The following is a 21,458-nucleotide window of genomic DNA, read 5'->3' on the forward strand; positions in this document are numbered from 1 at the left end:
AGTCGTTGATCCGTTATCGAGAAGGCTGCTTGCACTGGCTTGCGTTTCCGGCCAATGACTGTTGTGGACTAAAACAGGACTAGAAGGTCAGCACCCAATGTCGAAGCCGCCTAAACCGAACCAGCCGAAGTCGAAACAATCGAAGGAGCCTCAACTTGAGCACTCCGAATTTGCAGGCGAGTTCGAGGATGAAGGCGTAACTGTTCTGGTTGATATTTTTCGGGAAGCCGGCACCAATGGTGACTGGACGCTGGAAGTCATCAGCCAGACGGAGATCGTCACCACCTGGGAAGAAAATTTCGAAACCGATCAGGCGGCGTGGGAAGAATTCCTGGCAACGGCTGAACGCGACGGGCTGAAGAGTTTTCTGGAAGAGGATGACACCCCCTCGGTACATTGAGCCTGTGCTTCAAGACTGCAGACGATATATCCGCAGTCTTCAGGCCTCTGGGCAGTCGTCGTTTAGCCGCGATCCGAGCCGGCCTTTGATAATAGAAATGCAAAGCCGGCGATTAGCGCCAGCGCGCCGACAATTGCCCCGGTCGTCGCTCCCGGGTTCCGCCGAACTGTATCTGAAAGCTGATAACCTTCATGGCGAAGCTGACGGGCAGCTTGGCGAGCACGCGGCATTATATAACTTGAAGCGTCGTCTGCCGAAGCACTGGCCTGTTTTGCCAAGGCGGCACGCAGATCTGCGAGCTGGGTTGTCAGGCGGTCGATATCGGTAGACAGATCGCGGGGCATTGAGAGTCCTCGGTTGGCGTTGACGTGATGATGAACGGTCAGCGCGTGATACTGTTCCTTCCTCGTTGATATCTTTGCACGGCCTCGAACCTTTCTTTCCCGGCCGATCGCCTGTATAGCACCGCCATCTGGTCAGCCCCAAAGGTCTGAGCGGTTTCCCGGATAAGCCCCGGCCTGGTGATCGGGTCATGAACTCCGGTTTATCCCCGAGGCGAAAGGGTGTGGCATGGTATTGTGTCACCCACGCGGAGAAAAAGACGTGACCTTTTACGAGACAGCGCTGGAAACGGGCCAAAAAATCTTCGCCGTCGCGCCGATGATCGACTGGACCGACCGACACTGCCGTTTTCTCCATCGGCAGCTTTCGTCAGATGCTCTGCTTTACACCGAAATGGTCGTGGCTGACGCGATCATTCACGGTCCGCGCGAACGTCTCCTGTCGTTTTCCGCTCAGGAACACCCCGTTGCACTGCAACTCGGCGGTTCGGATGCAGGCAAGCTCTGCGAAGCGATCCGTATAGCCTCCGATTATGGTTATGACGAAATCGGGCTCAATGTCGGCTGTCCGTCCGATCGTGTCCAGTCTGGCACGTTCGGTGCTTGTTTGATGCGCGAGCCTGCTCATGTCGCTGACCTTGTCTCTGCGATGAAGAAAGTGTCTCCTGTTCCGGTTACGGTGAAATGCCGCATCGGTATCGATGACCAGGAGCCGCGCGATGTCCTGCCTGACTTTCTGGCCCGCATGATCGGGGCAGGGGCGGATGCAATCTGGATCCACGCCCGCAAGGCCTGGCTGCAGGGCCTGTCACCGAAGGAAAACCGCGAGATCCCGCCGCTCGACTACGATCTCGTCCATCGCATGAAGCGCGAGAATCCCAACGTGTTTGTCGGTATCAATGGCGGCATCTCCACTCTTGAGCAGGCTGAAGGCCACCTTTCGGTTATGGATGGCGTCATGCTCGGCCGCGCCGCCTATCAGAACACTGGTCTGCTGGCGGGGGTGGATGCCATGCTGGATGGTTCGAGTCCTGCCCGGACTCGAACTCTTGAGACTGACTGGACTGGCCTGCGTGACACGATGATTGCCTATGCCGATGAGGTCATCGCCTCCGGCGGACGCCTGCATCATGTCACTCGTCACATGGTCGGCCTTTTTCAGGGCTATGCCGGTGCCCGGCGTTTCCGCCAGATCCTGTCGTCCGAGGCGACAAAACCCGGCGCGGGGACGGAAATCATCACGGCAGCCTTCGCCGCCGTCAATCTTTCCGGCAACGCTGAGTGTGAGCCGGAACGGATCGCGGGATAAACCCCCAATAATTTATGGGTATTGGTGCATGTATCGGAATGCAACAGCTCTGCGTTGTTTCGTATTAGATATTTCTTAAATAGCGTACTCGTAATGTTCCAGCCCAGCCCAATGACGGTGAAATCAATCACCGCCTGGATCTGGTAGTGTATGATGTTCAAGGTTCTGGAATGCGTCGCGGTCCAGCACGATCACGCGCTGGTGGCTCTGGCAGCCGGCATCTGCGTCGTCGGCATGCTGGCGTTCTTTCTCATCCATCGCCGGGCAGTCGAATGCAGTGAGAAACGCCGAAAAATCTGGCTACTCGTTGCGGCCATCACCGGCGGACTTTCGGTCTGGGCCACCCATTTCGTCGCCATGCTCGCCTATCAGGGCACGGTCGCAATCGAATTCGAACTGTTCCGCACCATCCTTTCCGCCGTCATTGCTGCTGTCGGTTTCTGGGCAAGCCTCAGGATCGCCGAGGGCGGCACGCTGAAGAGCGAGATTGCCGCCGGCATTGCTGCGACGCTGACGGTTGCGGGAATGCACTTCACCGGCACGGAATCGATCCGCGCCGCGGCGACGATACGCCACGAGATCGGCATGATCCCGGCGGCGGCGATCCTTTCGATCGGCCTCATGACCTTCGCCTTCCGCATGTCGATGCGCCGCAAGGGTCGCCGCGGCCTCTGGGCCGCTGTCGGGGCAAGCGTGTTGTCGATCTGCCTCCTGCATTTCTCTGCCATGTCGGCCACCACGCTCGCCCCCGATCCGTCGCTGCCGGAAGTGTCTCTGGACGGTGATATTGGCCGGATCTGGATGGTCTGGGCGGTCTCCGTCGTTGTCGGCATGATCGTGCTGGCCGGGACGATCGCGAGCTTCCTCGACCGCTATCTCACCGACCTGCGCGGTTTCGCCAATGCGACGCTCGAAGGCCTCGCGGTCGTGCGCGAGGGTGTCATCATCGAGGCCAACGCCCGTTTCCCCGCCATGCTCGGCCTGCGTGATCGCGACGTCATCGGCCGCTCCCCCGATGCGCTGATGGTCGCAGCCGACGGGATTTCGTTGATTGATGTCGAGCGAACCCGCGCGGTCGAGGCAGCCCCCCTGAAGGCGGGACCGCTGAAGCTCGGCAAGGAGGCCTTTCTCGAAGTCGCAGTCCACACGATCGAATATCGCGGCCGCCAGTGCCAGGTGCTTGCGGTCCGCGATCTGACCGAAAAGCGCGTCGCCGAACTCAAGATCGAGCACATGGCCCGCCACGACGCGTTGACCGATCTGCCGAACCGTTCGCTGTTCAACGAGAAGCTCGACACCGCGATCGAAGTCGCGGGCGGCACTGGCGAAAGGCTGGCGGTGCTGGCGCTCGATCTCGACCGCTTCAAGGCCGTCAACGACGTCTTCGGCCACGCTGAAGGCGACCGGGTGCTGATCAGGGTCGCCGATATCCTGCGCCGCTGCGTCGGTATGACGGCCACGCCGGCCCGCATCGGCGGCGACGAATTCATCATCCTTCAGCCAGGTCTCGACCAGCCGACCGCGGCCTATCTCTTGGCCGACCGCATCCTCGACACGTTCCGCCAGGAGATGAACGTCAATTTCGACCCTAAGGCGGTCGGCGTCTCGATCGGCGTGTCGATCTTCCCCGAGGACGGACGCACCGCCGACGAGCTGCGCAATGCCGCCGACATGGCGCTCTACAACGCCAAATTCAACGGCCGCGGCACCGCCGCCTTCTATTCCGCCGACATGGACGCCGACCTGCGCCAGCGCCGGCTTGTCGAAAGCGAGCTGCGCCACGCGGCCCTGCGCGACCAGCTGTCGCTCGTCTTCCAGCCGCTGTTCGACGCCTCGAACGGCACCTGTACCGGATATGAGGCGCTGATGCGCTGGCACCACCCGGATCTCGGCCAGATCTCGCCGGCGACTTTCATTCCGGTCGCCGAAGAAACCGGCATCATCGTCACGCTCGGCGAATGGGCGCTGCGCGAGGCCTGCCGCACCGCCGCCTCATGGGATGACGGCCTGGCGGTGGCGGTCAATGTCTCGGCGGTGCAGTTCCGCTTCCCCGATCTTGTCGACACGGTCGCATCGGCGCTGACCGACAGCGGACTGGAGCCGCACCGGCTGGAGCTGGAAATCACCGAAACCTCGCTGATCGAAAACCGCGAGACGGTGCTTGCCATGCTGCAGAAGCTGCGCGCGCTCGGCGTGATGATCGTCATCGACGATTTCGGCACCGGATATTCCTCGCTCGGCAACCTGCAGGCCTTTCCCTTCGACAAGATCAAGATCGACCGCAGCTTCATCTGGCAGATGGAGGAGGACGACAGCGCCCGCGCCATCGTCAAGGCGATCATCGGGCTCGGCAAAAGCCTCGACCTGCCGGTCGTCGCCGAAGGCATCGAGACATTCGGCCAGCACCGCATGGTGATCGAGGAAGGCATCGAGCAGCTGCAGGGTTTTCTGCTCGGCAAGCCGAAAAGCGCCGGCGAAGTGGAAATCCTGTCCGGCATCCGCCGGGTGCCGTCCTTCCGCAAGCGGGGATGAAGCGGGGATGAGGACAGGCGGCGGGGGCAGGGCGCAGGCCGGAAGTCCTGTGGAAACTCCCGTCGCATTGCTTCATTCCTCCGCATCCCTCAGCCGATCGGCGGCCGCTATCCGTTTTTCGCGTGCGCGTCTGGCTTTATCCCATCGTGCCACCATCCAGCGATGCGCCACATTGCGGGCGATTGCGATCGACAGATCGTCGGAAAGCCGCTCCGGCCCGCTCAGCGCCTCGAAGAACGGACCGTCGCTGCCGAGAAACCCTTTTGCGAAATGCGCCGCCTGATAGATCTGGTCGAAGATCGCCCGCTGACCGGGATCGAGATTGCGCAGGCAGCAGGGTTCGCGGCTTGTCTCGAAATACCAGCGACAACGCTGGCCGCGACGGCAGCTATGGCGGCGGCAGACCATCTGCGGCATGGCCATGACATCGGCGGTGCACATGGCAAGATGGGCATCTAATGGCGGCTTGCTGTCAGACATTTTTCCCCCTTGGCGATCCTTGTTTTCCTCTCGAGGGTCAACTCGAAGAGGCTTGAACGGACGGGGCGCTGAAAGCTGCCTCGTAAGTTAGTTTATAGGTGACACCTCTCAGCGCCCCGTTCGGCAGTTTTTATCCGCGACTCCGGTCCCTCTGCCGTTGCCTTGCCGGATGGTGTTCGTCTGGCTTGATGGAAAACGGGCGAAACGACTTATCGCCAACCCTCCATGTCGCCGCCGCCGGATTTCCCGCTTTCACGAGCGGACTTGAACGCCCGGCGAAACCATCCTTGAGGCCACCATGTGTGCCGCACAGGCACGTCCGACGCGCCGTTCGGGCATCAGAAGCGGCAGGCCGGTCCGAAAACCTTGCCGCTTCCCCCGTGTCGCCGGAGGGAGACCATTTTCCGCGGACCCCGGTGGTGGAGATTTACGTCGTCCCTTCACCACCAGCGCCGGTCCCGTCTCGCCGGCACGCCTGCCGGTGTATCCGTGACGGAACGGGGAGATTGTAGGCATGGGGCGAGAGGGCGGGGATGAAAGGGGAGGGAGTTTCGTGCAAGCCGTTGGATTTACTGAATGAGAGCGCTAGGAACGTCCACAGAAAAGAGGCGTTTGTCCGTTGCGCGTGCGGCATGCTCCCTCATCCCCGTGCTCGTCACAGGGATCCAGCAGCGCCATGTCCATGGCGCGTAAGACTCCTTGAGACGTGATTCATTCACGGCGCGGACGCGCCGTGGCTGGATTCCTGTGACAGGCACAGGAATGAGGGGAGGTTGTTCCGCCGCCGGGTTTCACGGCTACGGTTGAAGCAGGCCCGATCTCAACCAGGTAAGTCCTGCCGCAATTGACACTCTGTCATGTTCTGTCACTGTGTCCACGGGCAAGCATCATTGTGTCGGGGGACAGGACGGAATGAACCAGGCATTGCAGGCGGCTCAGATCGGGTCGCGGGCGGCGCGATTGCGTTGCGAATTTTCGATCGGCCAGTCGATCGGCCATGTCATCGTCTGGGTCGTCCTGACGATCGTCACCCTCGGCCTCGCGCTGCTTGTCTTTCCCTATTACCTCAACCGGGCGGTGCTGAACCGGACCGAAGTGCTCGACCAGCAGGGCCGCCCGATCGGCAAGCTGCGCTGCAATTTCGACCTGATCTCCTCGATCGGCCACGTGATCATCTGGGGCATCCTGATCCTCATCACCTTCGGTATCGCTGGGTTCTTTTATCTGTACCGAGTGGTGCGGGTCGTGCTGAGCGATACGGTGATTGAGTATTATTGAGGGGGTGGAAGGGAGTATTTGAGGTGCTTTTTCAGCACTTTCTCCGCCCTTGAGTGCTTAGACAATCGATGGTGGTATAAACACTACATGCTATCAAACACCATAGAGTGCGGATTTATCGTGAAATCTTGAACGTCATGGGGCGTTTGGGCTGATCGGTCATGGAATAAAGAGACAGAAAATGCCGGAGGTGCTCGCGCAGGTAGCCTATTGAAAAAAAACGTTCCAAGCTGATGATCTATACTGGAATTTATAGTTGTAATGATTCGAGGCAATGTATGGCGAAGAAAGCAGAATTATTCGTTTGCTTTTATGAAGATATGGAGAGGGGATTTGGATTTTCCTACTCCGACAAAAATGACTTCTCAGATTTTGACTTCGACAACGGAGTTTTGGTCGAGAAATTTGAGAAAGAGATACAGAACACGACGACTGGAAAGTCTTCGGCAATGGCGACAAGATTCGTAAATTTCGCCGATACAATGAAAGGTTACATAGAGTTTCTGAGGTTTTTTGCCGGATTAGGATCTTTTGTTTCGGATAATATCGGGCGAGAAGCATTAAGTGACTTCCTCGTTAAAAATGGGACAGTTATCGAAGAGCGGCAAAATCAAAAGATTTTTCGCCTCCCTGCTCAAAAGAAAGTAGACCTTCTCAAGATAAGAGAATTGCTTAAGTCATCAAAGATCGTGGGGCGAGAAATACCTCAGATGCTTCTGATGGGTATAGTTAGCAGTTTTGAGCATCAGATGTCACTTTTGGCGAAGATAATAATAGATAATAATCCTAAAATAATCCTCACAAAAGACAAGTCTGTTTCACTTCTGGAAGTATTGGAGGCCTCTTCTCTTGAGGACGTGAAGTCGAGATATATTGAGAAAGAAGTTGAGAATATTTTTAGAGAAGGAACGGAACGTCAAATCGAATGGTTCGAACAAAAGGTCGGAATCTCCGATATTAGGAAGAATCATAAAAACATTGATGAATTCCTTGAGGTGTTTGAAAGGAGAAATATATATGCTCACAACAATGGAATAATTAACGATATTTACTTATCAAAAGTCTCCAAGAAAATAATAGAAAAAAACAATCTTGAGAAGGGGAATTATATTTTTGTTGACTCTGTTTATTTTCACAATTCTCTAGATTTTATAATAGAATTTGGAGTTAAGCTTATTACTGTATGTTGGAGAAAGATTGATCCTAGTGAGTCCGGGATATCCGACTCTCTTTTGTCGAGTTTATGCTTCGATCTGATATTGTCAGGTGAATATAGATTAGCGAAATACCTTGTGTCTTTTGCCAGGGATTTGAGAGGGGATCGGTCTGATATTATCAATAGAATATTTATCGTTAATCACGCTAGCGTGTGCAAGTTACTCTCAGAGGAGAAGGAAGCTCTTTCCATTCTAGATTCTGTAGATTGGTCAGCTTCGGCAGTTAATTTCCAGTGCTGTGTAGCGGCTATTCGTGGTGACGTAATGGAAGTTACGTCTATGATGAAAAGGATTGGTAAGAACGGAGAGATATCTGCCCTTGAATATCAGGAATGGCCAGTATTTTATCATGTTAGAGATGATGATGAGTTTAAGAAGACATTTAGAAGTATATTTGGCGTAGATTATATCTCTTCTGCAATTAAGAAAGGTGGTATTATTAATGCTCTCGGAGGAATTGCGATTGGTGTTGCTAGAGCCAAGGACCAGCCGAAAAAATCCGAAGAAGCGAAGAAGATTTTATTGCGAAGCGTGAATTGATTCGTCGCCTTAAATAGGTCAGCCGTTTACTTTGACAGCTTTCCTTCTAAACGATTATGTGGCCGCCGCTTCTCGTTCTGCGGCCACAATCTACTCCTTGACCTAGGTGAGAAGGGAATCTGTTTACCGCCCCGGTCGCCCCGTCTTCCCCTTCGTCCGTCCCTTGCGCTTCTGCTCTCCCGCATCCTCGTAACTCCCGGCGCCGATCTTGCCTCGGACTACAGGTCGCGGATCATCCTTGCCGCCATCTGCGCGTTCGGGTTGGCCTTCCATGAGCGGCGAGAAGCGCTTTTTGGTGCTGTAGGTTTCAGGCGGGCGTTCGGGGAGAGCGCCGGTTGATGGTTTTTCGGTGCGGCCGACGGTCATTTCGTCGAGCGTGTTGCGGCGGAAAAGGGGGCGTGCGGTGTCGGTGCCCGGGCCCATGTCGTCGAGCGTGGGTTTGGTGAAGTAGGAGGCGCTCTCCTCTGATCTCCCCCCTTGTGGGGGAGATGCCCCGATAGGGGCAGAGGGGGGTATCGAGGCGGGTTCGGAGGGTGAGGCGCCCCCCTCTGTCCTGCCGGACATCTCCCCCACAGGGGGGGAGATCGACTCGCGGTTAGGTTTCGTTCCGCCTTTGCCGCCGCGTTCCTGGCTTCTTGCCTCATCCCGCGCAATCGGGTCGTCCATGGTCGCAAGCTCTGCTGCCTTGAGGCGTTTGATTTCGTCGCGCAGGCGGGCGGCCTTTTCGAAGTCGAGATCGGCTGCGGCGTCGCGCATCGATTTTTCCAGCGCGTTGAGATGGGATTGCAGGTTGTTGCCGACCAGATGGCCGCCGTCTGCAAAACCCTTGCCGGAAGCGCCGGAAATGTCGGCGCGGACGTGGTCGCGTTCATAGACCGAGTCGAGGATGTCGGAGATCTTTGCCTTGACCGATTCCGGCGTGATGCCGTGTTCGGTATTGTAGGCCATCTGCTTTTCGCGGCGGCGGGCGGTTTCGTCCATGGCGCGCTGCATCGAGCCGGTGACCTTGTCGGCGTAGAGAATGACCTTGCCGTCGACGTTACGCGCCGCGCGGCCGATGGTCTGGATCAGCGATGTCTCCGACCGGAGAAAACCTTCCTTGTCGGCATCGAGAATGGCGACGAAGCCGCATTCGGGAATGTCGAGGCCCTCACGCAGCAGGTTGATGCCGACCAGCACGTCGAAAGCGCCGAGACGCAGGTCGCGGATGATCTCGATGCGTTCCAGCGTGTCGATATCCGAGTGCATGTAACGGACGCGAACACCCTGTTCGTGCAGGTATTCGGTGAGGTCTTCGGCCATGCGCTTGGTGAGAACCGTGCAAAGGGTGCGGTAGCCTTTCTGGGCGGTTTCGCGGATTTCGCCGAGAACGTCGTCGACCTGGGAGCGGGCGGAACGGACTTCCACCGGCGGATCGATCAGGCCGGTCGGGCGGATGACCTGTTCGGCAAACACGCCGCCGGACTGTTCCATTTCCCAATTGCCGGGCGTGGCCGAAACGGCGACGGTGAGCGGGCGCATTGCGTCCCATTCCTCGAAGCGCAGCGGGCGGTTGTCCATGCAGGAGGGCAGGCGGAAACCGTATTCGGCGAGCGTCGCCTTGCGGCGGAAGTCGCCCCGGTACATGCCGCCGATCTGGCTGACGGAGACGTGGCTTTCGTCGATGAACAGCAGGGCGTTATCGGGAATATATTCGAACAGGGTCGGTGGCGGTTCGCCGGGATTGCGGCCGGTGAGATAACGCGAATAGTTCTCGATGCCGGCGCAGGAGCCGGTGGCTTCGAGCATTTCGACATCGTAGCGGGTGCGCTGTTCGAGGCGCTGCGCTTCCAGCAGGCGGCCGCCCTTTTCCAGCTCGGCGAGGCGGATTTTCAGCTCTTCCTTGATGGATTTGATGGCGCCGTTGAGGGTGGGGCGCGGCGTGACATAGTGCGAGTTGGCGTAGATTTTCACCGACTTGAGGTCGCCGGTCTTCTGGCCGGTGAGCGGGTCGAACTCGGTAATGCTGTCGATCTCGTCGCCGAACATCGAGATGCGCCATGCGGCATCTTCCAGGTGGGCGGGGAAGATTTCGATCGTGTCGCCCCTCACACGGAACGATCCGCGGATGAAATTGATGTCCTGGCGTTTGTATTGCTGGGCGACGAGGTCGGCCAGGAGTTGGCGTTGATCCAGGCGGTCGCCGACTTCCATCTGGAAGGTCATGGCGGTGTAGGTTTCGACCGAACCGATACCGTAGATGCAGGAGACCGAGGCGACGATGATGCAGTCGTCGCGTTCCAAGAGCGAGCGGGTGGCGGAGTGGCGCATGCGGTCGATCTGTTCGTTGATCGACGATTCCTTCTCGATGAATGTGTCGGAGCGCGGCACATAGGCTTCCGGCTGGTAATAGTCGTAGTAAGAGACGAAATATTCGACCGCGTTGTCCGGGAAGAAATTCTTGAACTCGGAATAGAGCTGGGCTGCCAGCGTCTTGTTGGGCGCGAGGATGACGGCGGGGCGCTGGGTCTCCTCGATAACCTTGGCCATGGTGAAGGTCTTGCCCGAACCGGTGACGCCAAGCAGGACCTGGCTGCGCTCGTTGTTGTTGATGCCCTCGACGAGATCGGCGATCGCGGTCGGCTGGTCGCCGGCGGGCTTGTATTCCGACGCCATGCGGATGGTGACGCCGCCCTCGGATTTTGCCGGCCGTTCGGGGCGGTGCGGCGTCCACAGCTTGCCGTCCTTGAACAGCGGATTGCCCGATTCGATCAGTTTCGACAGGGCATCTACCGTGGCGGTGACGGCGCCCGGTGCAAGGCTCTGGGCGTCTTCCAGCGAGATATCGAGGCCGGCGACCGGATTGAGGCCGGCGGCGGCGCGGGTCTTCGGATCGGACGAGGCGCCGATCGAGACGCCGCGGGCGGTTTTGCTGGCCGTCGTGTTCTTGGCGGTCTTGCCGGTGGTTTTGGCCGCTTTCTTCGTCTTGGCAGCGTCCTCTCCCGCCTCGCGCAAAGCCTGTTCGCGGGCGGCGATCTCGATCTTCTTGCGGTGTTTGCCGGCCTTGGAGGCGATCTCGCGCTGGGTCTCGATCCCCGACGCTTCCGCCTCCGCCTCGAGCTGCTTCACCCAGTCGGCAACGCTGCCTTCCAGAGGCGCGCCTTCAAAGGATGACTGGGGAGCTTCACCGAAACCGCTGGAGGTATCGGGCGTGGATTTTTTCGGGGATCTGGCCATGGCCCGAATATGGAGACAGTTTTCGCGGAAGTGAAGAGGGGGCGGCGGAAAATGAGTACAAAAGGGAAACAGTTTTCGCCGGCAGAAATGGATGCGGCTCAGGCAGCCGGCGTCAGCAGTCTCGTCAGCAGCCAGCCGGCGATGGCGTCGACGGGCATGGGGCGGCCGAGGAAATAGCCCTGGGCGGCGGGGCAGCCGAGATCGCGCAGGGTGGCGGCTTCTTCCGCCGTCTCGACGCCTTCCGCGACGATATCCATGGACAATGCCTTGCCGAGGCCGGCCATGGCGCCGACGATTTCCTGGTTCTGGAAGCTGCTCTCGATGCCGGCGACGAAGCGGCGGTCGAGTTTCAGCCGGTCGACCTTCAGCGTGACGAGGTAGGCAAGCGACGAATGGCCGGCGCCGAAATCGTCGACGGCGAGCTTGTAGCCGGAGCGTTCGATATGTTTCAGCTGCTCGCCGGCCACCAGCGTATCGAGGATCGCCTCTTCGGTGATTTCGATCTCGAACAGCGCCGGATCGATACCATGTGCATGGGTGATGCGGTCGAGCGTTTCGGCGACCGAATAGAGTTCGAATTCGCGCGGCGAGATGTTGACCGACACGCTCGCTTCCGGCAGGCCGAGCGAGGGCAGGGTGGTGAGCAGCCGGCAGGCGCCGGTGGCGATGCTGGCCGTCAGCGCTTCGGAAAGATTGGCCGCATGCGCCGCCGCGACGATTTCCGGCGGGGGCACGGCGCCGAGTGACGGATGCGTCCAGCGCACCAGCGTTTCGAAACCTATGACACTGTTCTGCGCAAGTTCCACCTGCGGCTGGAAGACGACGGTCAGGGCGCCGGACGAGATCGCGCCGGCGAGATCCTGTTCGATACGCCGCTGGCGATCGGCGCGGGCTTTCAGCGACGGGTCGAATTCACGCCACTGGCCGCGGCCCTCGTCCTTGGCCCGGTAGAGCGCCATGTCGGCGGAGACGAACAGGTCGGCGGCGCTTTCCGCATGTTCCGGCCAGATGGCGAAACCGATCGAGACGCCGGACACGACCGGCCGGCCGCGGATGACGAAGGGCTCGCGGCCTCGATCGAGGATGCGGGAGGCAAGCTGGCGCGCCTCGGCGGCAGCGGTGGCGCCACCGATGACGACGGCGAATTCGTCACCGCCCAGCCTTGCGATGAAACCGCGTTCGCCGACGGCCTCGCGCAGTCTGTGACACGCTTCCAGCAGCAGTTCGTCGCCGGCCGAATGACCGAACGTGTCGTTGATCGTCTTGAACCGGTCGAGGTCGAGGATAAGCAGCGCCAGTTGCTCATCCTGCACGCCCGCATTTTCGATGCCGCGTTCGAGCGCGACATTGAATGCGGCGCGGTTCGCAACCCCGGTCAGCGGATCGCGATTGGCGAGCACTTCCAGACTTTCATTGGCGCTAAGAATGCTTGCATTGGCCCGGCTGAGCGATTGGGCCAGCGCCGTCGCCTTCACCTGCGCCTTTATATTGCCGATGACGATCGCCTGGCCCTTCGTGCTGCTCTTGTAGAGCACGAATGTCAGGGCCAGCACGTTGAGTGCCAGAAGATGACCGCCGGCGGCTTCACTCATCAAAAGCGTGACCACGACCGAAAGATGGACAGGTAGGGCAAAGGCGAGCGCGGTGACTGCATGGCCGGTTCCGAGCAGCACTGCGCCCGTGGCCATTCCGCACATCAGGATATAGATGCCGCCGTCGACACCCAGCGCATCGAAATCGGAAAGCATGAAGGGCAGGGCAGCCCAGGCGATACCGCTGACCAGAGCGCCCAAGGTCATCAGGCGTAGACAGTGGTTCGGCTTCAGGTCGTCCAGGCTGCGGCGTTTTATTGCGGTGCCTACGGCAAACCGCCAGACAACTGTTGCCAATGCGGCAACGCACCAGACAACGGCAAGAGTTGTTATGCCGCGATTGATCGCGCTCATCAGGAGCGCCGAAACCGACACGAGCGCATTCACCGTAAGCGTCGTGGGGAGACGCTCAAGTGTGGCCGCGGCTTGCGCCTGCCTCACCGCGAGTTCAAGTCGCGGGGCGTTTATCTGACTTGTCGAATCCTGCAGCATTCACTAGGTCGTCACATTCGCGGTCTGTGAATGTAACATAAGGTCAAGCTAATAATAAAGTCTTTCCGATACTGTGGCCGAGTACGATTGAGGCTCTGACTGGATCAACGTGCCGGTTTTCAAAGGGCTGTCAGGTTCTTTCTCTGATCCTTCTCAGGCGTGATGCCGAAAGTGTGAGATGAGCCGGCGAAACCATTGTGTTGAGATGAGGTTGGTCGATTTCGAAGTGCTGCTTTGGCAGGAACCTCAATACGGATCGACCGTTGGATTACAATCTGTCCATCTCTCGAAAATGCCACATTCTGTCACCGTTTCCGCCCTAGTTGTCGGTGAGGATTCTATCGAACAAGGAGTAGCGCATGGCTCTTGCACGGCCCACGCTTGCGGCAATCCGCTATGGATATGGTCTTCGGCCCGGGCAGGACAGCCCATCCGATGCCGACGGGCTGATGACCCAGCTTGCCAAAGGTATCGCCGCCAAGGATCGTTTTCCTCGCGAAGGGATCGTGGGCCGTCGTGAAACCGCCACGCGTGTGATCTCGCTCCGGGCCGCGGAGTCCAAGGCAGCGCGGGAAGGTAAGCCGAACGAGAGCATCCGCAAGGAGACGCAGCGCGAAGCGCAGCGAATCTACCGGCTCGACGCGATGTCGCGCCTTGCGCAGGCCGTTCATTCGCCCTTCGGGTTTTACGAGCGGCTGGGCAGCTTCTGGATGGATCATTTTTCCACCAGTGCGTTGAAATCCCTGCCGATGCGCATGATCGTGCCGCTTTACGAGACCGAAGCGATCCGCCCGCGCATGGCGGGGTCGTTTGCCGATCTGTTGAAGGCTGCCATCCTGCATCCGGCAATGCTGATCTATCTCGACCAGGACCAGAGCGTCGGCCCGGATTCGCGGGTTGCGCAGGAAAGCGGTCGCGGCCTGAACGAAAATCTAGGGCGTGAACTGCTGGAGCTGCACACTCTGGGGGCTGGAAGCGGTTATACCCAGGAGGATGTACGGGCCGCGGCGCTGATCCTGACCGGGCTGACGGTGGATAACCGGGCGCTGGAAATGGTCTATCGCCCGCGTCGCGCGCAGGGCGGCGCGATCACGCTGCTCGGGCGGGAATACCAGGATGACGAGGCCGGCAGTCAGGATCATATGCGCATGCTGGAGGATCTTGCTGCCGATCCCCGCACCGCCGCCCATATCTGCCGCAAGCTTGCAGCCCATTTCATCAGCGATGAACCGCCGGCCGACATGACCGAGGTGATGGTAGCAAGCTGGAAGGCAAGCAATGGCAATCTCGGTGAGGTATACCGGGCCATGCTCGAACATCCGCTCGCATGGGAAAATCCGGGTCAGAAGATCAAGCAGCCGTTCGAATTCATCGTATCCGGTTTTCGCGCCCTCAATCTGCCGGATGACAACATGGCAGCACTTCTGGCCGACATGGAAGGCGATGACGATGATGTCGGTCCGGTCGGAAAGGCGATGCAGATGGCCGGGACTGCGAAATCTGCCGAACAGCGTCGCAAACGCGCCGGGCAGGCAAATGCCCTGACGCTCGGCGCGCTGCAGAAGATGGGTCAACCGATCTGGCAGCCGCCAAGTCCGGCCGGCATACCCGATAAAAGCGATGCCTGGCTGACGCCGGGCCAGCTCAGCGAGCGGATCGACTGGTCGCGTCGTGCCGCAAGGTTGCTTGGACAGAAACTCGAACCGGCCGATTTTCTCCAAGTCGCACTCGCGGATGCCGCGACACCGGAAACACGCAAGATTATCTCACAGGCGCCAAGCAAGCTGCACGGCCTGACCATGGTGCTGGCGTCGCCCGAGTTCAACAGGAGATAGATGGATGGCATCGATCAAGGATATCGAGCGTATTGCGCTGTCCCGTCGCGGTTTTCTCGCTGGCGCCTGCTGCGTTGCCGCCGCACCGGTCCTCACGCCGGTAACATTCGCCGCAATGCCCGGAGACAACCGGTTTGTCACCATCATCCTGCGCGGAGCCATGGATGGTCTCGACCTCGTGCAGCCCTACGGGGACCCGGCCTTCGCCGCGCTGCGCCCCAAGCTCGGGCTGACGCCCGATACGGGACTGCTCGACCTCAACGGCTTTTTCGGCCTAAACCCGGCAGCCTCTGCACTGATGCCCTTGTGGCAGGCAGGCCAGCTATCCTTCGTTCATGCCGTTTCGACACCCTATCGCGACCAGCGAAGCCATTTCGACGGGCAGGACATTCTGGAAACCGGCGGTGCCGACAAAAGCCAGAAAACCGGTTGGCTGAACCGGGCGCTGGCGGCCATTCCTCGTTCTGACGCGCGCAAGGCTATCGATATCAATACATCGATGGAACTGATCCTGACCGGGCCGAACCAGGCGGATAACTGGTCGAGCCAGAGCGACTTCTCGCTTGCCGATGACGAGATCGCCTTTCTCGACCGCCTTTATTCCAACGATCCGCTTTTCGCCAAGGCTTTCGATGAGGCGAAGACGACGGGTGCCGCGGCGGATCAACTCTATGCCGATGGAAAGCGCGGTTCCGGCATTGCCGATATGGCGAAGCTCGCCGGTGGCATGTTGCGCGAGCAATACCGGGTCGCAAGCTTCTCGATCAACGGATGGGATACCCATGTCGGTCAGGCTGGCCAGTTCAAGAAGGCGGCCGGCGACCTTGCGACAGCAATCATAACGCTGAAGGACACGCTTGGTGACGAGGTATGGAACAAGACCGTGGTTCTGGCCATGACCGAATTCGGGCGCACCGCCCGTGAAAACGGTACCAATGGTACCGACCACGGTACGGGCGGCCTTGCCGTGCTTGCCGGCGGAGCCGTGGCCGGCGGTAAAGTGCTTGGCGTATGGCCGGGGCTCGGTGAGGGCAAGCTACTCGACGAGCGCGACCTGATGCCTACCGGCGACGTCCGCGAAGTGGCTGCCGCCATGCTCTACCGCCAGTTCGACATCAAGCCGAGCAGTTTGACCAGTCGTGTGTTTCCGGGGTTGGGGTTTGACGAGGGATCGGTGTTCTTGAAGGGGTGAGGGGGAGTTGGCAATTCCGCAGATGTGGTGATTGCTGACGATACGCTGAGCCGGTTCTGACTGCATTTTGTCTACGATGGTAACCGTGGTGATCTCAGTCTTGGGTTGCAGGTATATTTAATCACAGGGACGCGAGGTGACATCTCTGGTCTGTCCGGGCCAAAGCTGTGCAGCGCTTGGCAACCTTAACCTGAAGTCGTCTTTCGAGCCTCAATCAGAATGATGCGGTAGTCCCGAATTTCATGCTGTCGGGGCTTTTTATATCGATCATTAGAAATGAAGAGTTTATGCCTTCAGGGTGATTGCGCGGCGACGCGACCGCGCAGAGTGCGGAGAGCATAATGTTTACAAAACCTATCAGCGAAAAAGATTTCATCACGGCTATGACTGGGGTGGAAGGTGCCCCCCTGGATATCTCAGCGTCTCATTTTACAAATGGCAAGACGGTAAGACTTTTTGCGGCACGATATGAACCTGCGCATCATGCGGTCGCACCTTTCTCACGGCTTCAACTGGTGAAATCGATCGAACATCTGCTGGATGTGCCTGAGACGGGGAAAGTGTCGATTTACGATATTGCCCACGGGCGCCCGATGTATCTGAATGACCTGGCGAGCTCATTTCCATCACTCGTCGTCTATGTGGCAAGATCGGGTAAGAAGGCCTTTGCAATCATCAAGACGGCTGATCGCACAAGTTCAGATGCGGAGAAATTTTGGCTTGGCTATCACGGTAATGACAAACTGCCGAGCGGCAGCACGGCGTGAAATTTTCAGGCTGTATATCTGTCCTGATGCAGGCGTAGTGCGACTGCGTGATTAATAATTGTCCGGAAACAAATCGGAATCGTCAATAAATCGACAAATTTAAACGGTTTTATCTAAGTAACGTCATTGCGTTGCTTTGGTGTTATTGACCTGCAGTCGATATGCTGGCCCCTCGGAACCACACGAGGGGCCTTTCTGTGAGGTCGTCATCTTTTCGCGTATTCTCGCAAGCTATATCAATCACAGCGTTCGAGAGGACTTGTCTTTGCCAAGCCGCCTTGGCGGCATGCCCGGTTTTGCTGTGTTAGCTGAAACGGCGCAGGCTCAGTAAAGACCCTGGGCGACAGGACAGAGCGCCATCATTCAGCGGGAACCGGCTTCGGCTTGCCGTCTTCGTCGAGAGCGACCATGACGAAAGTGGCTGCGGTGACCTTCTCGAGTTGCTGGTGACGGGCACGGTGGGCCCATGCTTCCACATTGAGCGTGATCGAGGTCGTGCCGACGCGGGTGATTTCAGTGTAGATCGCCATCGTATCGCCGATCTTGACCGGAAGCTGGAAAGCCATTTCCTTCACCGCCGCGGTGACGACGCGGCCGCGGGCGCGCTCGGCGGCGCGGATGCCACTGGCAAGGTCCATCTGGGCCATGACCCAGCCGCCAAAAATATCGCCGGCCGGATTGGCGTCGCTTGGCATGGCCAGCGTTCGAAGGGTCAGTTCACCGGTCGGTTTGGCGAGTTCGGTCATTCCGGAATCATCCTTTTGTAATTATTCGTGTCGGTCGGGAGGCGGACACTAGCCTTGTTTCTGGCGATTGCCAGTTTCTTTTGGTCATGGCGACTATGAGCAGTCGTCATGACTTGGCTGCGGAGAATAACCCAAGAAGAAATATGGGTTCGACTTGATCGCGCCTTGCAGTCCGAGTTCTTCACGGCCCGGTAACTTCCGATCATTATCATTTAATGAGAATTGCAAATATCGGGGGAGGTATCATGCAACGTCTTGCCATTTCCTGGCGTCTTTATTGTCTCGTCGCGCTGTCGCTCGTCATTTTGGCCGGTGCGCTGACCTTCAGTCTTTTCGAAAGTTATGCGTCTTCCGAGCGGGAGCGGAAGGCTGGGCTTGCCCAGATGAATGATACGGCGCTGGCCGTGCTGGCTAAATATCAGGCGATGGAAGCCTCCGGCGCCCTGTCTCGCGAAGAGGCGCAGGCGCAGGCAAAGGGCGTGATCGCCGCCATGCGCTACGACAATGGTTCTGGTTATTTCTGGATCAACGACATGCACCCGAAAATGGTCATGCATGCGGTGAAGCCGGAAATGAATGGTTCGGACCTTTCACAGAACAAGGATCCGAACGGTAAATTCCTGTTCGTCGAATTCGTTCAGGTGGTGAAGGCGAACGGCAAGGGTTTTGTCGATTATTACTGGCCCAAACCCGGCGCCAGCGAGCCGGTGGAGAAGTTTTCGCATGTGGCAGGTTTCGCGCCCTGGGGATGGATCGTCGGCACCGGCGTTTATGTCGACGATCTGAAGGCGATGTTCCGCAAGGACGCGATCGATTTCGCCATGATCTTTGCAGTCGGCGCTCTTCTCGTGATCGGCGGGGCATGGCTGGTGGTCAAGAGCGTCACCACGCCTCTGTCGCGCGTGCAGCGGGTGCTGCAGGCGATTGCCGGCGGCGCGACGGGTGTTGTTGTTCCCTGCACGGGTGAAAAGAACGAGATCGGCGAAATGGCGCGGGCGCTGGTCGTGTTGCGCGACAATGTCGAGGAACGCGCCGGATTGCAGGCTCGCGAAGCCGAGCAGCAACGCGCCATCGCCGCCGAACGTTCGGCGAGCGAAAGGGCGATTTCGACGGCTGCGGACCGGCAGTCGCATGCAATGCATGAACTCGGGCAGGCGCTCGAAGGGCTGGCGGCCGGCGATCTTTCGGTGTCGCTCGGCGATATCGGCGAGGATTTCGTCAAGCTGAGGCAGGACTTCAACGATGCCGTCGGCGCGCTCAATCAGGCGATCGTGGCGATTTCCGAAACGGGCATGATCGTGCGCGACAGTGCGTCGGACATTTCCAGCGCGACCGGCAATCTGGCCAAGCGCACCGAACAGCAGGCGGCGGCGCTGGAAGAGACGGCGGCGGCGCTCGACGAGATCACCACCACCGTGCGCACCGCGTCCCAGCGTGCAAGGGAAGCGCGCGAAATGGTCAGCGAAACCAAGCTTAGCGCCAGCCGCTCCGGCGAAATCGTCCGCAATGCGATCGACGCGATGGGGCGGATCGAGCAGTCGTCCGGGCAGATCAGCCAGATCATTTCCGTCATCGACGAAATTGCCTTCCAGACCAATCTCCTGGCGTTGAATGCCGGCGTCGAGGCGGCGCGCGCCGGTGAGGCGGGCAGGGGCTTTGCCGTCGTGGCGCAGGAAGTGCGCGAACTGGCGCAACGCTCGGCGACTGCTGCAAAGGAGATCAAGGTCCTGATCGGCAACTCCGTGCAGGAGGTCGAGGGCGGCGTGACGCTGGTGCGCTCGACCGGCGAGGCGCTGGTGGAGATCGCCGTGCTGGTCGAGAAGGTCAATGCCCATGTCGAGACGATCGCCACCACATCGCAGGAACAGGCGAGCGGCCTGGCCGAGATCAATTCCTCGGTCAATCACATGGACCAGATGACCCAGCAGAACGCAGCCATGGTGGAAGAGACGACGGCGGCAAGCCAGACGCTTGCCGACCAGAGCCTGCATCTGCAGCAATTGCTGGGGGGCTTCAGGCTCGGCAATACGGGTATCCGCTCCGTCTCCCGCGCTGCCTGACCCGTTCGATACGGTTGATTTCTCAAAGGGCCGGAACGCGGAGGCGTCCGGCCCTTTCCCGTAATATGGCGAAGCCGATCCGAAATGGCCCGTAAACCGCCATGCTTCATCAAGCTTTCGTTTACCCAATCTGCCTAAAATCAAAACCTGTGTCATTTCGGCATCGAGCGAGAGGCAACTGGTATGGCGTATGCTTCCCTATCGACGCGAGTGATCAGCTCGCTTCTGGTTTCGACCTTTCTGGTCGCCTGTTCGGCAGAAAGCCTCGTGCCGCCGGCATCGATCGACAATGGCACGCAGGTCGGCTCCATCTCGCGCTCGTTGCCGCCGGCACCGATTTCCCAACCCGCATCGCATCAATCCTATGCAGTTGCTTCCGCGCCCGTTTCTCAGGCAAGCGGCGGCGGATATCTGGCACCGCCTTCAACCCAATCACCGATGCAATCCAATGGTGGCGGTCATTATCTGCGCGCTCCGAATGGCGCGCCGGCGACGATCCCGGCGGAGGGCGTCAACATGGATGAAGAGTTCGGTTTCGGCCCTGATGAAAGCGATGTCGTCGGTTTGGCCGAGGAGCAGGATGGAGATATTGCCGAAGGGGTCGGCGACCAGCCGGTGGTTGGTGGCATCGGCACTGACAATCCGGTGGCGCTTAATGCACGTCGTCAACCGATCGATGACCGCGTAATCGTACCGCCGAAGCGGTCAGCGGCGGGCATTGGCAGGCAGGGCGCTTCCGCTCCGATGACCTGGGGTGACAATTCTCCGGTGACCGCACCCGGTCGCGCGCCGGCGCGCGCCGAGGAGGTCGCCATGTTGCGACCGAATAATCCGGTCGCTGGCCCGGTAACCGACGGTGCCCCGATGAGTGCTCCCGATGGCGCCTGGCAGCGCACGGTCATGCCGCAGTCGGAAGTGGCCTGCCGCTCCGAACTGCGCCGTCTCGGTGTCGAGTTCAAGGATCTGCCGCGCATTTCCCAGGGGCCGAGTTGCGGTATAGATTATCCGGTGAAGCTTGCCGGCCTTTCGGGCGGTATCGATGTGAGGCCGGCGGTGACGCTGAACTGCCAGGTGACACTTGCCTTCGCCAAATGGGTGAAGAACGATCTGGCGATTTCCGCCCGCACCCGGTATCTCACCGGCATTCGACAGATCCAGCCAATGGGCGGTTATTCCTGCCGCAAGATGAACAACAGCCGCCAGCGCTACAATCCGATGTCCGAACATGCTCGCGGCAACGCGATCGATATCGGCCGCATCACACTCAAGAACGGTCACGACATCGATGTTCGCAAGAAGGGGCTGTTCTCTTTCCGCGAGGGCGGGCTGCTGAAATCAGTGCGCGGTGACAGCTGCAAGTATTTCTCGACGGTGCTTGGCCCCGGCAGCAATGCCGAGCATTGGAACCATTTCCACTTCGACCTTCGCTCACGCAAAGGCGGTCGCCAGTATTGCAACTGA

The 21,458-nt window shown here is 59.0% G+C and carries 15 protein-coding genes; 10 read left to right on the forward strand and 5 right to left on the reverse strand.

Annotation, left to right across the window (positions count from 1 at the left end):
* The first annotated feature begins 97 nt into the window (after positions 1–97).
* Entirely contained in the window at positions 98–400 is a 303-nt protein-coding gene (locus tag HNQ72_RS01120; RefSeq protein ID WP_183989185.1) for a hypothetical protein, read from the forward strand.
* Between the two features lie 62 nt (positions 401–462).
* Here the strand turns inward: HNQ72_RS01120 and HNQ72_RS01125 are convergent, their stop codons facing one another.
* Positions 463–744: a hypothetical protein gene (locus HNQ72_RS01125; protein WP_183989186.1), complete on the reverse strand. Its 282-nt coding sequence runs from the start codon at positions 742–744 to the stop codon at positions 463–465.
* A 226-nt stretch (positions 745–970) separates the two neighbouring features.
* Here HNQ72_RS01125 and dusA point away from each other — a divergent pair, with 226 nt between their 5' ends.
* Entirely contained in the window at positions 971–2,050 is a 1,080-nt protein-coding gene (gene dusA, locus HNQ72_RS01130; RefSeq protein WP_183989187.1) for a tRNA dihydrouridine(20/20a) synthase DusA, read from the forward strand.
* Between the two features lie 153 nt (positions 2,051–2,203).
* A complete protein-coding gene (locus HNQ72_RS01135; RefSeq protein WP_183991199.1) occupies positions 2,204–4,582 on the forward strand; it encodes a bifunctional diguanylate cyclase/phosphodiesterase in 2,379 nt (792 codons plus the stop codon).
* 72 nt (positions 4,583–4,654) lie between these two features.
* Here the strand turns inward: HNQ72_RS01135 and HNQ72_RS01140 are convergent, their stop codons facing one another.
* On the reverse strand, positions 4,655–5,062 hold the full coding sequence (locus HNQ72_RS01140) for a hypothetical protein (RefSeq protein ID WP_183989188.1): 408 nt from the start codon (positions 5,060–5,062) through the stop codon (positions 4,655–4,657).
* Positions 5,063–5,974: 912 nt separating this feature from the next.
* On the opposite strand from HNQ72_RS01140, the gene HNQ72_RS01145 reads away from it, so the two are divergent.
* Positions 5,975–6,340 (forward strand): DUF6693 family protein, encoded by a 366-nt coding sequence (locus tag HNQ72_RS01145; RefSeq protein WP_210319481.1) that lies wholly within the window; start codon positions 5,975–5,977, stop codon positions 6,338–6,340.
* A gap of 278 nt (positions 6,341–6,618) precedes the next feature.
* A complete protein-coding gene (locus HNQ72_RS01150; protein WP_183989189.1) occupies positions 6,619–8,097 on the forward strand; it encodes a hypothetical protein in 1,479 nt (492 codons plus the stop codon).
* 123 nt (positions 8,098–8,220) lie between these two features.
* Here the strand turns inward: HNQ72_RS01150 and uvrB are convergent, their stop codons facing one another.
* Both uvrB and HNQ72_RS01160 read right to left on the reverse strand, forming a co-directional pair.
* Complete coding sequence (gene uvrB, locus HNQ72_RS01155) at positions 8,221–11,313, reverse strand: excinuclease ABC subunit UvrB (RefSeq protein ID WP_183989190.1); 3,093 nt, start codon at positions 11,311–11,313, stop codon at positions 8,221–8,223.
* A gap of 98 nt (positions 11,314–11,411) precedes the next feature.
* A complete protein-coding gene (locus HNQ72_RS01160; RefSeq protein WP_183989191.1) occupies positions 11,412–13,397 on the reverse strand; it encodes a putative bifunctional diguanylate cyclase/phosphodiesterase in 1,986 nt (661 codons plus the stop codon).
* A 359-nt stretch (positions 13,398–13,756) separates the two neighbouring features.
* Here HNQ72_RS01160 and HNQ72_RS01165 point away from each other — a divergent pair, with 359 nt between their 5' ends.
* The 3 genes from HNQ72_RS01165 (at position 13,757) to HNQ72_RS01175 (ending at position 17,191) form a co-directional block, all read left to right on the forward strand.
* Positions 13,757–15,232: a DUF1800 domain-containing protein gene (locus HNQ72_RS01165; RefSeq protein ID WP_183989192.1), complete on the forward strand. Its 1,476-nt coding sequence runs from the start codon at positions 13,757–13,759 to the stop codon at positions 15,230–15,232.
* A gap of 4 nt (positions 15,233–15,236) precedes the next feature.
* Positions 15,237–16,424, forward strand: coding sequence for a DUF1501 domain-containing protein (locus tag HNQ72_RS01170; protein ID WP_183989193.1), 1,188 nt, complete (start codon positions 15,237–15,239; stop codon positions 16,422–16,424).
* Positions 16,425–16,765: 341 nt separating this feature from the next.
* Positions 16,766–17,191 carry a hypothetical protein gene (locus HNQ72_RS01175; protein WP_183989194.1) on the forward strand — a complete coding sequence of 142 codons (426 nt, stop codon included), beginning with the start codon at positions 16,766–16,768 and terminating at the stop codon, positions 17,189–17,191.
* A gap of 359 nt (positions 17,192–17,550) precedes the next feature.
* Here the strand turns inward: HNQ72_RS01175 and HNQ72_RS01180 are convergent, their stop codons facing one another.
* Positions 17,551–17,937 carry an acyl-CoA thioesterase gene (locus HNQ72_RS01180; protein ID WP_183989195.1) on the reverse strand — a complete coding sequence of 129 codons (387 nt, stop codon included), beginning with the start codon at positions 17,935–17,937 and terminating at the stop codon, positions 17,551–17,553.
* 245 nt (positions 17,938–18,182) lie between these two features.
* Between HNQ72_RS01180 and HNQ72_RS01185 the strand changes: the two genes are divergently transcribed.
* Entirely contained in the window at positions 18,183–19,997 is a 1,815-nt protein-coding gene (locus HNQ72_RS01185; protein WP_183989196.1) for a methyl-accepting chemotaxis protein, read from the forward strand.
* A gap of 183 nt (positions 19,998–20,180) precedes the next feature.
* A complete protein-coding gene (locus HNQ72_RS01190; protein WP_183989197.1) occupies positions 20,181–21,458 on the forward strand; it encodes an extensin-like domain-containing protein in 1,278 nt (425 codons plus the stop codon).

The organism is Aliirhizobium wenxiniae (assembly GCF_014201355.1).
GTDB lineage: Bacteria > Pseudomonadota > Alphaproteobacteria > Rhizobiales > Rhizobiaceae > Neorhizobium > Neorhizobium wenxiniae.

Bases quoted from the DNA above. Each gene is read 5' to 3' on its own strand.
- HNQ72_RS01120 (WP_183989185.1), top strand. From the start codon at position 98: ATGTCGAAGCCGCCTAAACCGAACCAGCCGAAGTCGAAACAATCGAAG.
- HNQ72_RS01135 (WP_183991199.1), top strand. From the start codon at position 2,204: ATGTTCAAGGTTCTGGAATGCGTCGCGGTCCAGCACGATCACGCGCTG.
- HNQ72_RS01170 (WP_183989193.1), top strand. From the start codon at position 15,237: ATGGCATCGATCAAGGATATCGAGCGTATTGCGCTGTCCCGTCGCGGT.
- HNQ72_RS01145 (WP_210319481.1), top strand. From the start codon at position 5,975: ATGAACCAGGCATTGCAGGCGGCTCAGATCGGGTCGCGGGCGGCGCGA.
- HNQ72_RS01185 (WP_183989196.1), top strand. From the start codon at position 18,183: ATGCAACGTCTTGCCATTTCCTGGCGTCTTTATTGTCTCGTCGCGCTG.
- HNQ72_RS01150 (WP_183989189.1), top strand. From the start codon at position 6,619: ATGGCGAAGAAAGCAGAATTATTCGTTTGCTTTTATGAAGATATGGAG.
- HNQ72_RS01175 (WP_183989194.1), top strand. From the start codon at position 16,766: ATGTTTACAAAACCTATCAGCGAAAAAGATTTCATCACGGCTATGACT.
- HNQ72_RS01190 (WP_183989197.1), top strand. From the start codon at position 20,181: ATGGCGTATGCTTCCCTATCGACGCGAGTGATCAGCTCGCTTCTGGTT.
- HNQ72_RS01180 (WP_183989195.1), bottom strand. From the start codon at position 17,937: ATGACCGAACTCGCCAAACCGACCGGTGAACTGACCCTTCGAACGCTG.
- HNQ72_RS01165 (WP_183989192.1), top strand. From the start codon at position 13,757: ATGGCTCTTGCACGGCCCACGCTTGCGGCAATCCGCTATGGATATGGT.
- dusA (WP_183989187.1), top strand. From the start codon at position 971: ATGGTATTGTGTCACCCACGCGGAGAAAAAGACGTGACCTTTTACGAG.
- HNQ72_RS01125 (WP_183989186.1), bottom strand. From the start codon at position 744: ATGCCCCGCGATCTGTCTACCGATATCGACCGCCTGACAACCCAGCTC.
- HNQ72_RS01140 (WP_183989188.1), bottom strand. From the start codon at position 5,062: ATGTCTGACAGCAAGCCGCCATTAGATGCCCATCTTGCCATGTGCACC.
- uvrB (WP_183989190.1), bottom strand. From the start codon at position 11,313: ATGGCCAGATCCCCGAAAAAATCCACGCCCGATACCTCCAGCGGTTTC.
- HNQ72_RS01160 (WP_183989191.1), bottom strand. From the start codon at position 13,397: ATGCTGCAGGATTCGACAAGTCAGATAAACGCCCCGCGACTTGAACTC.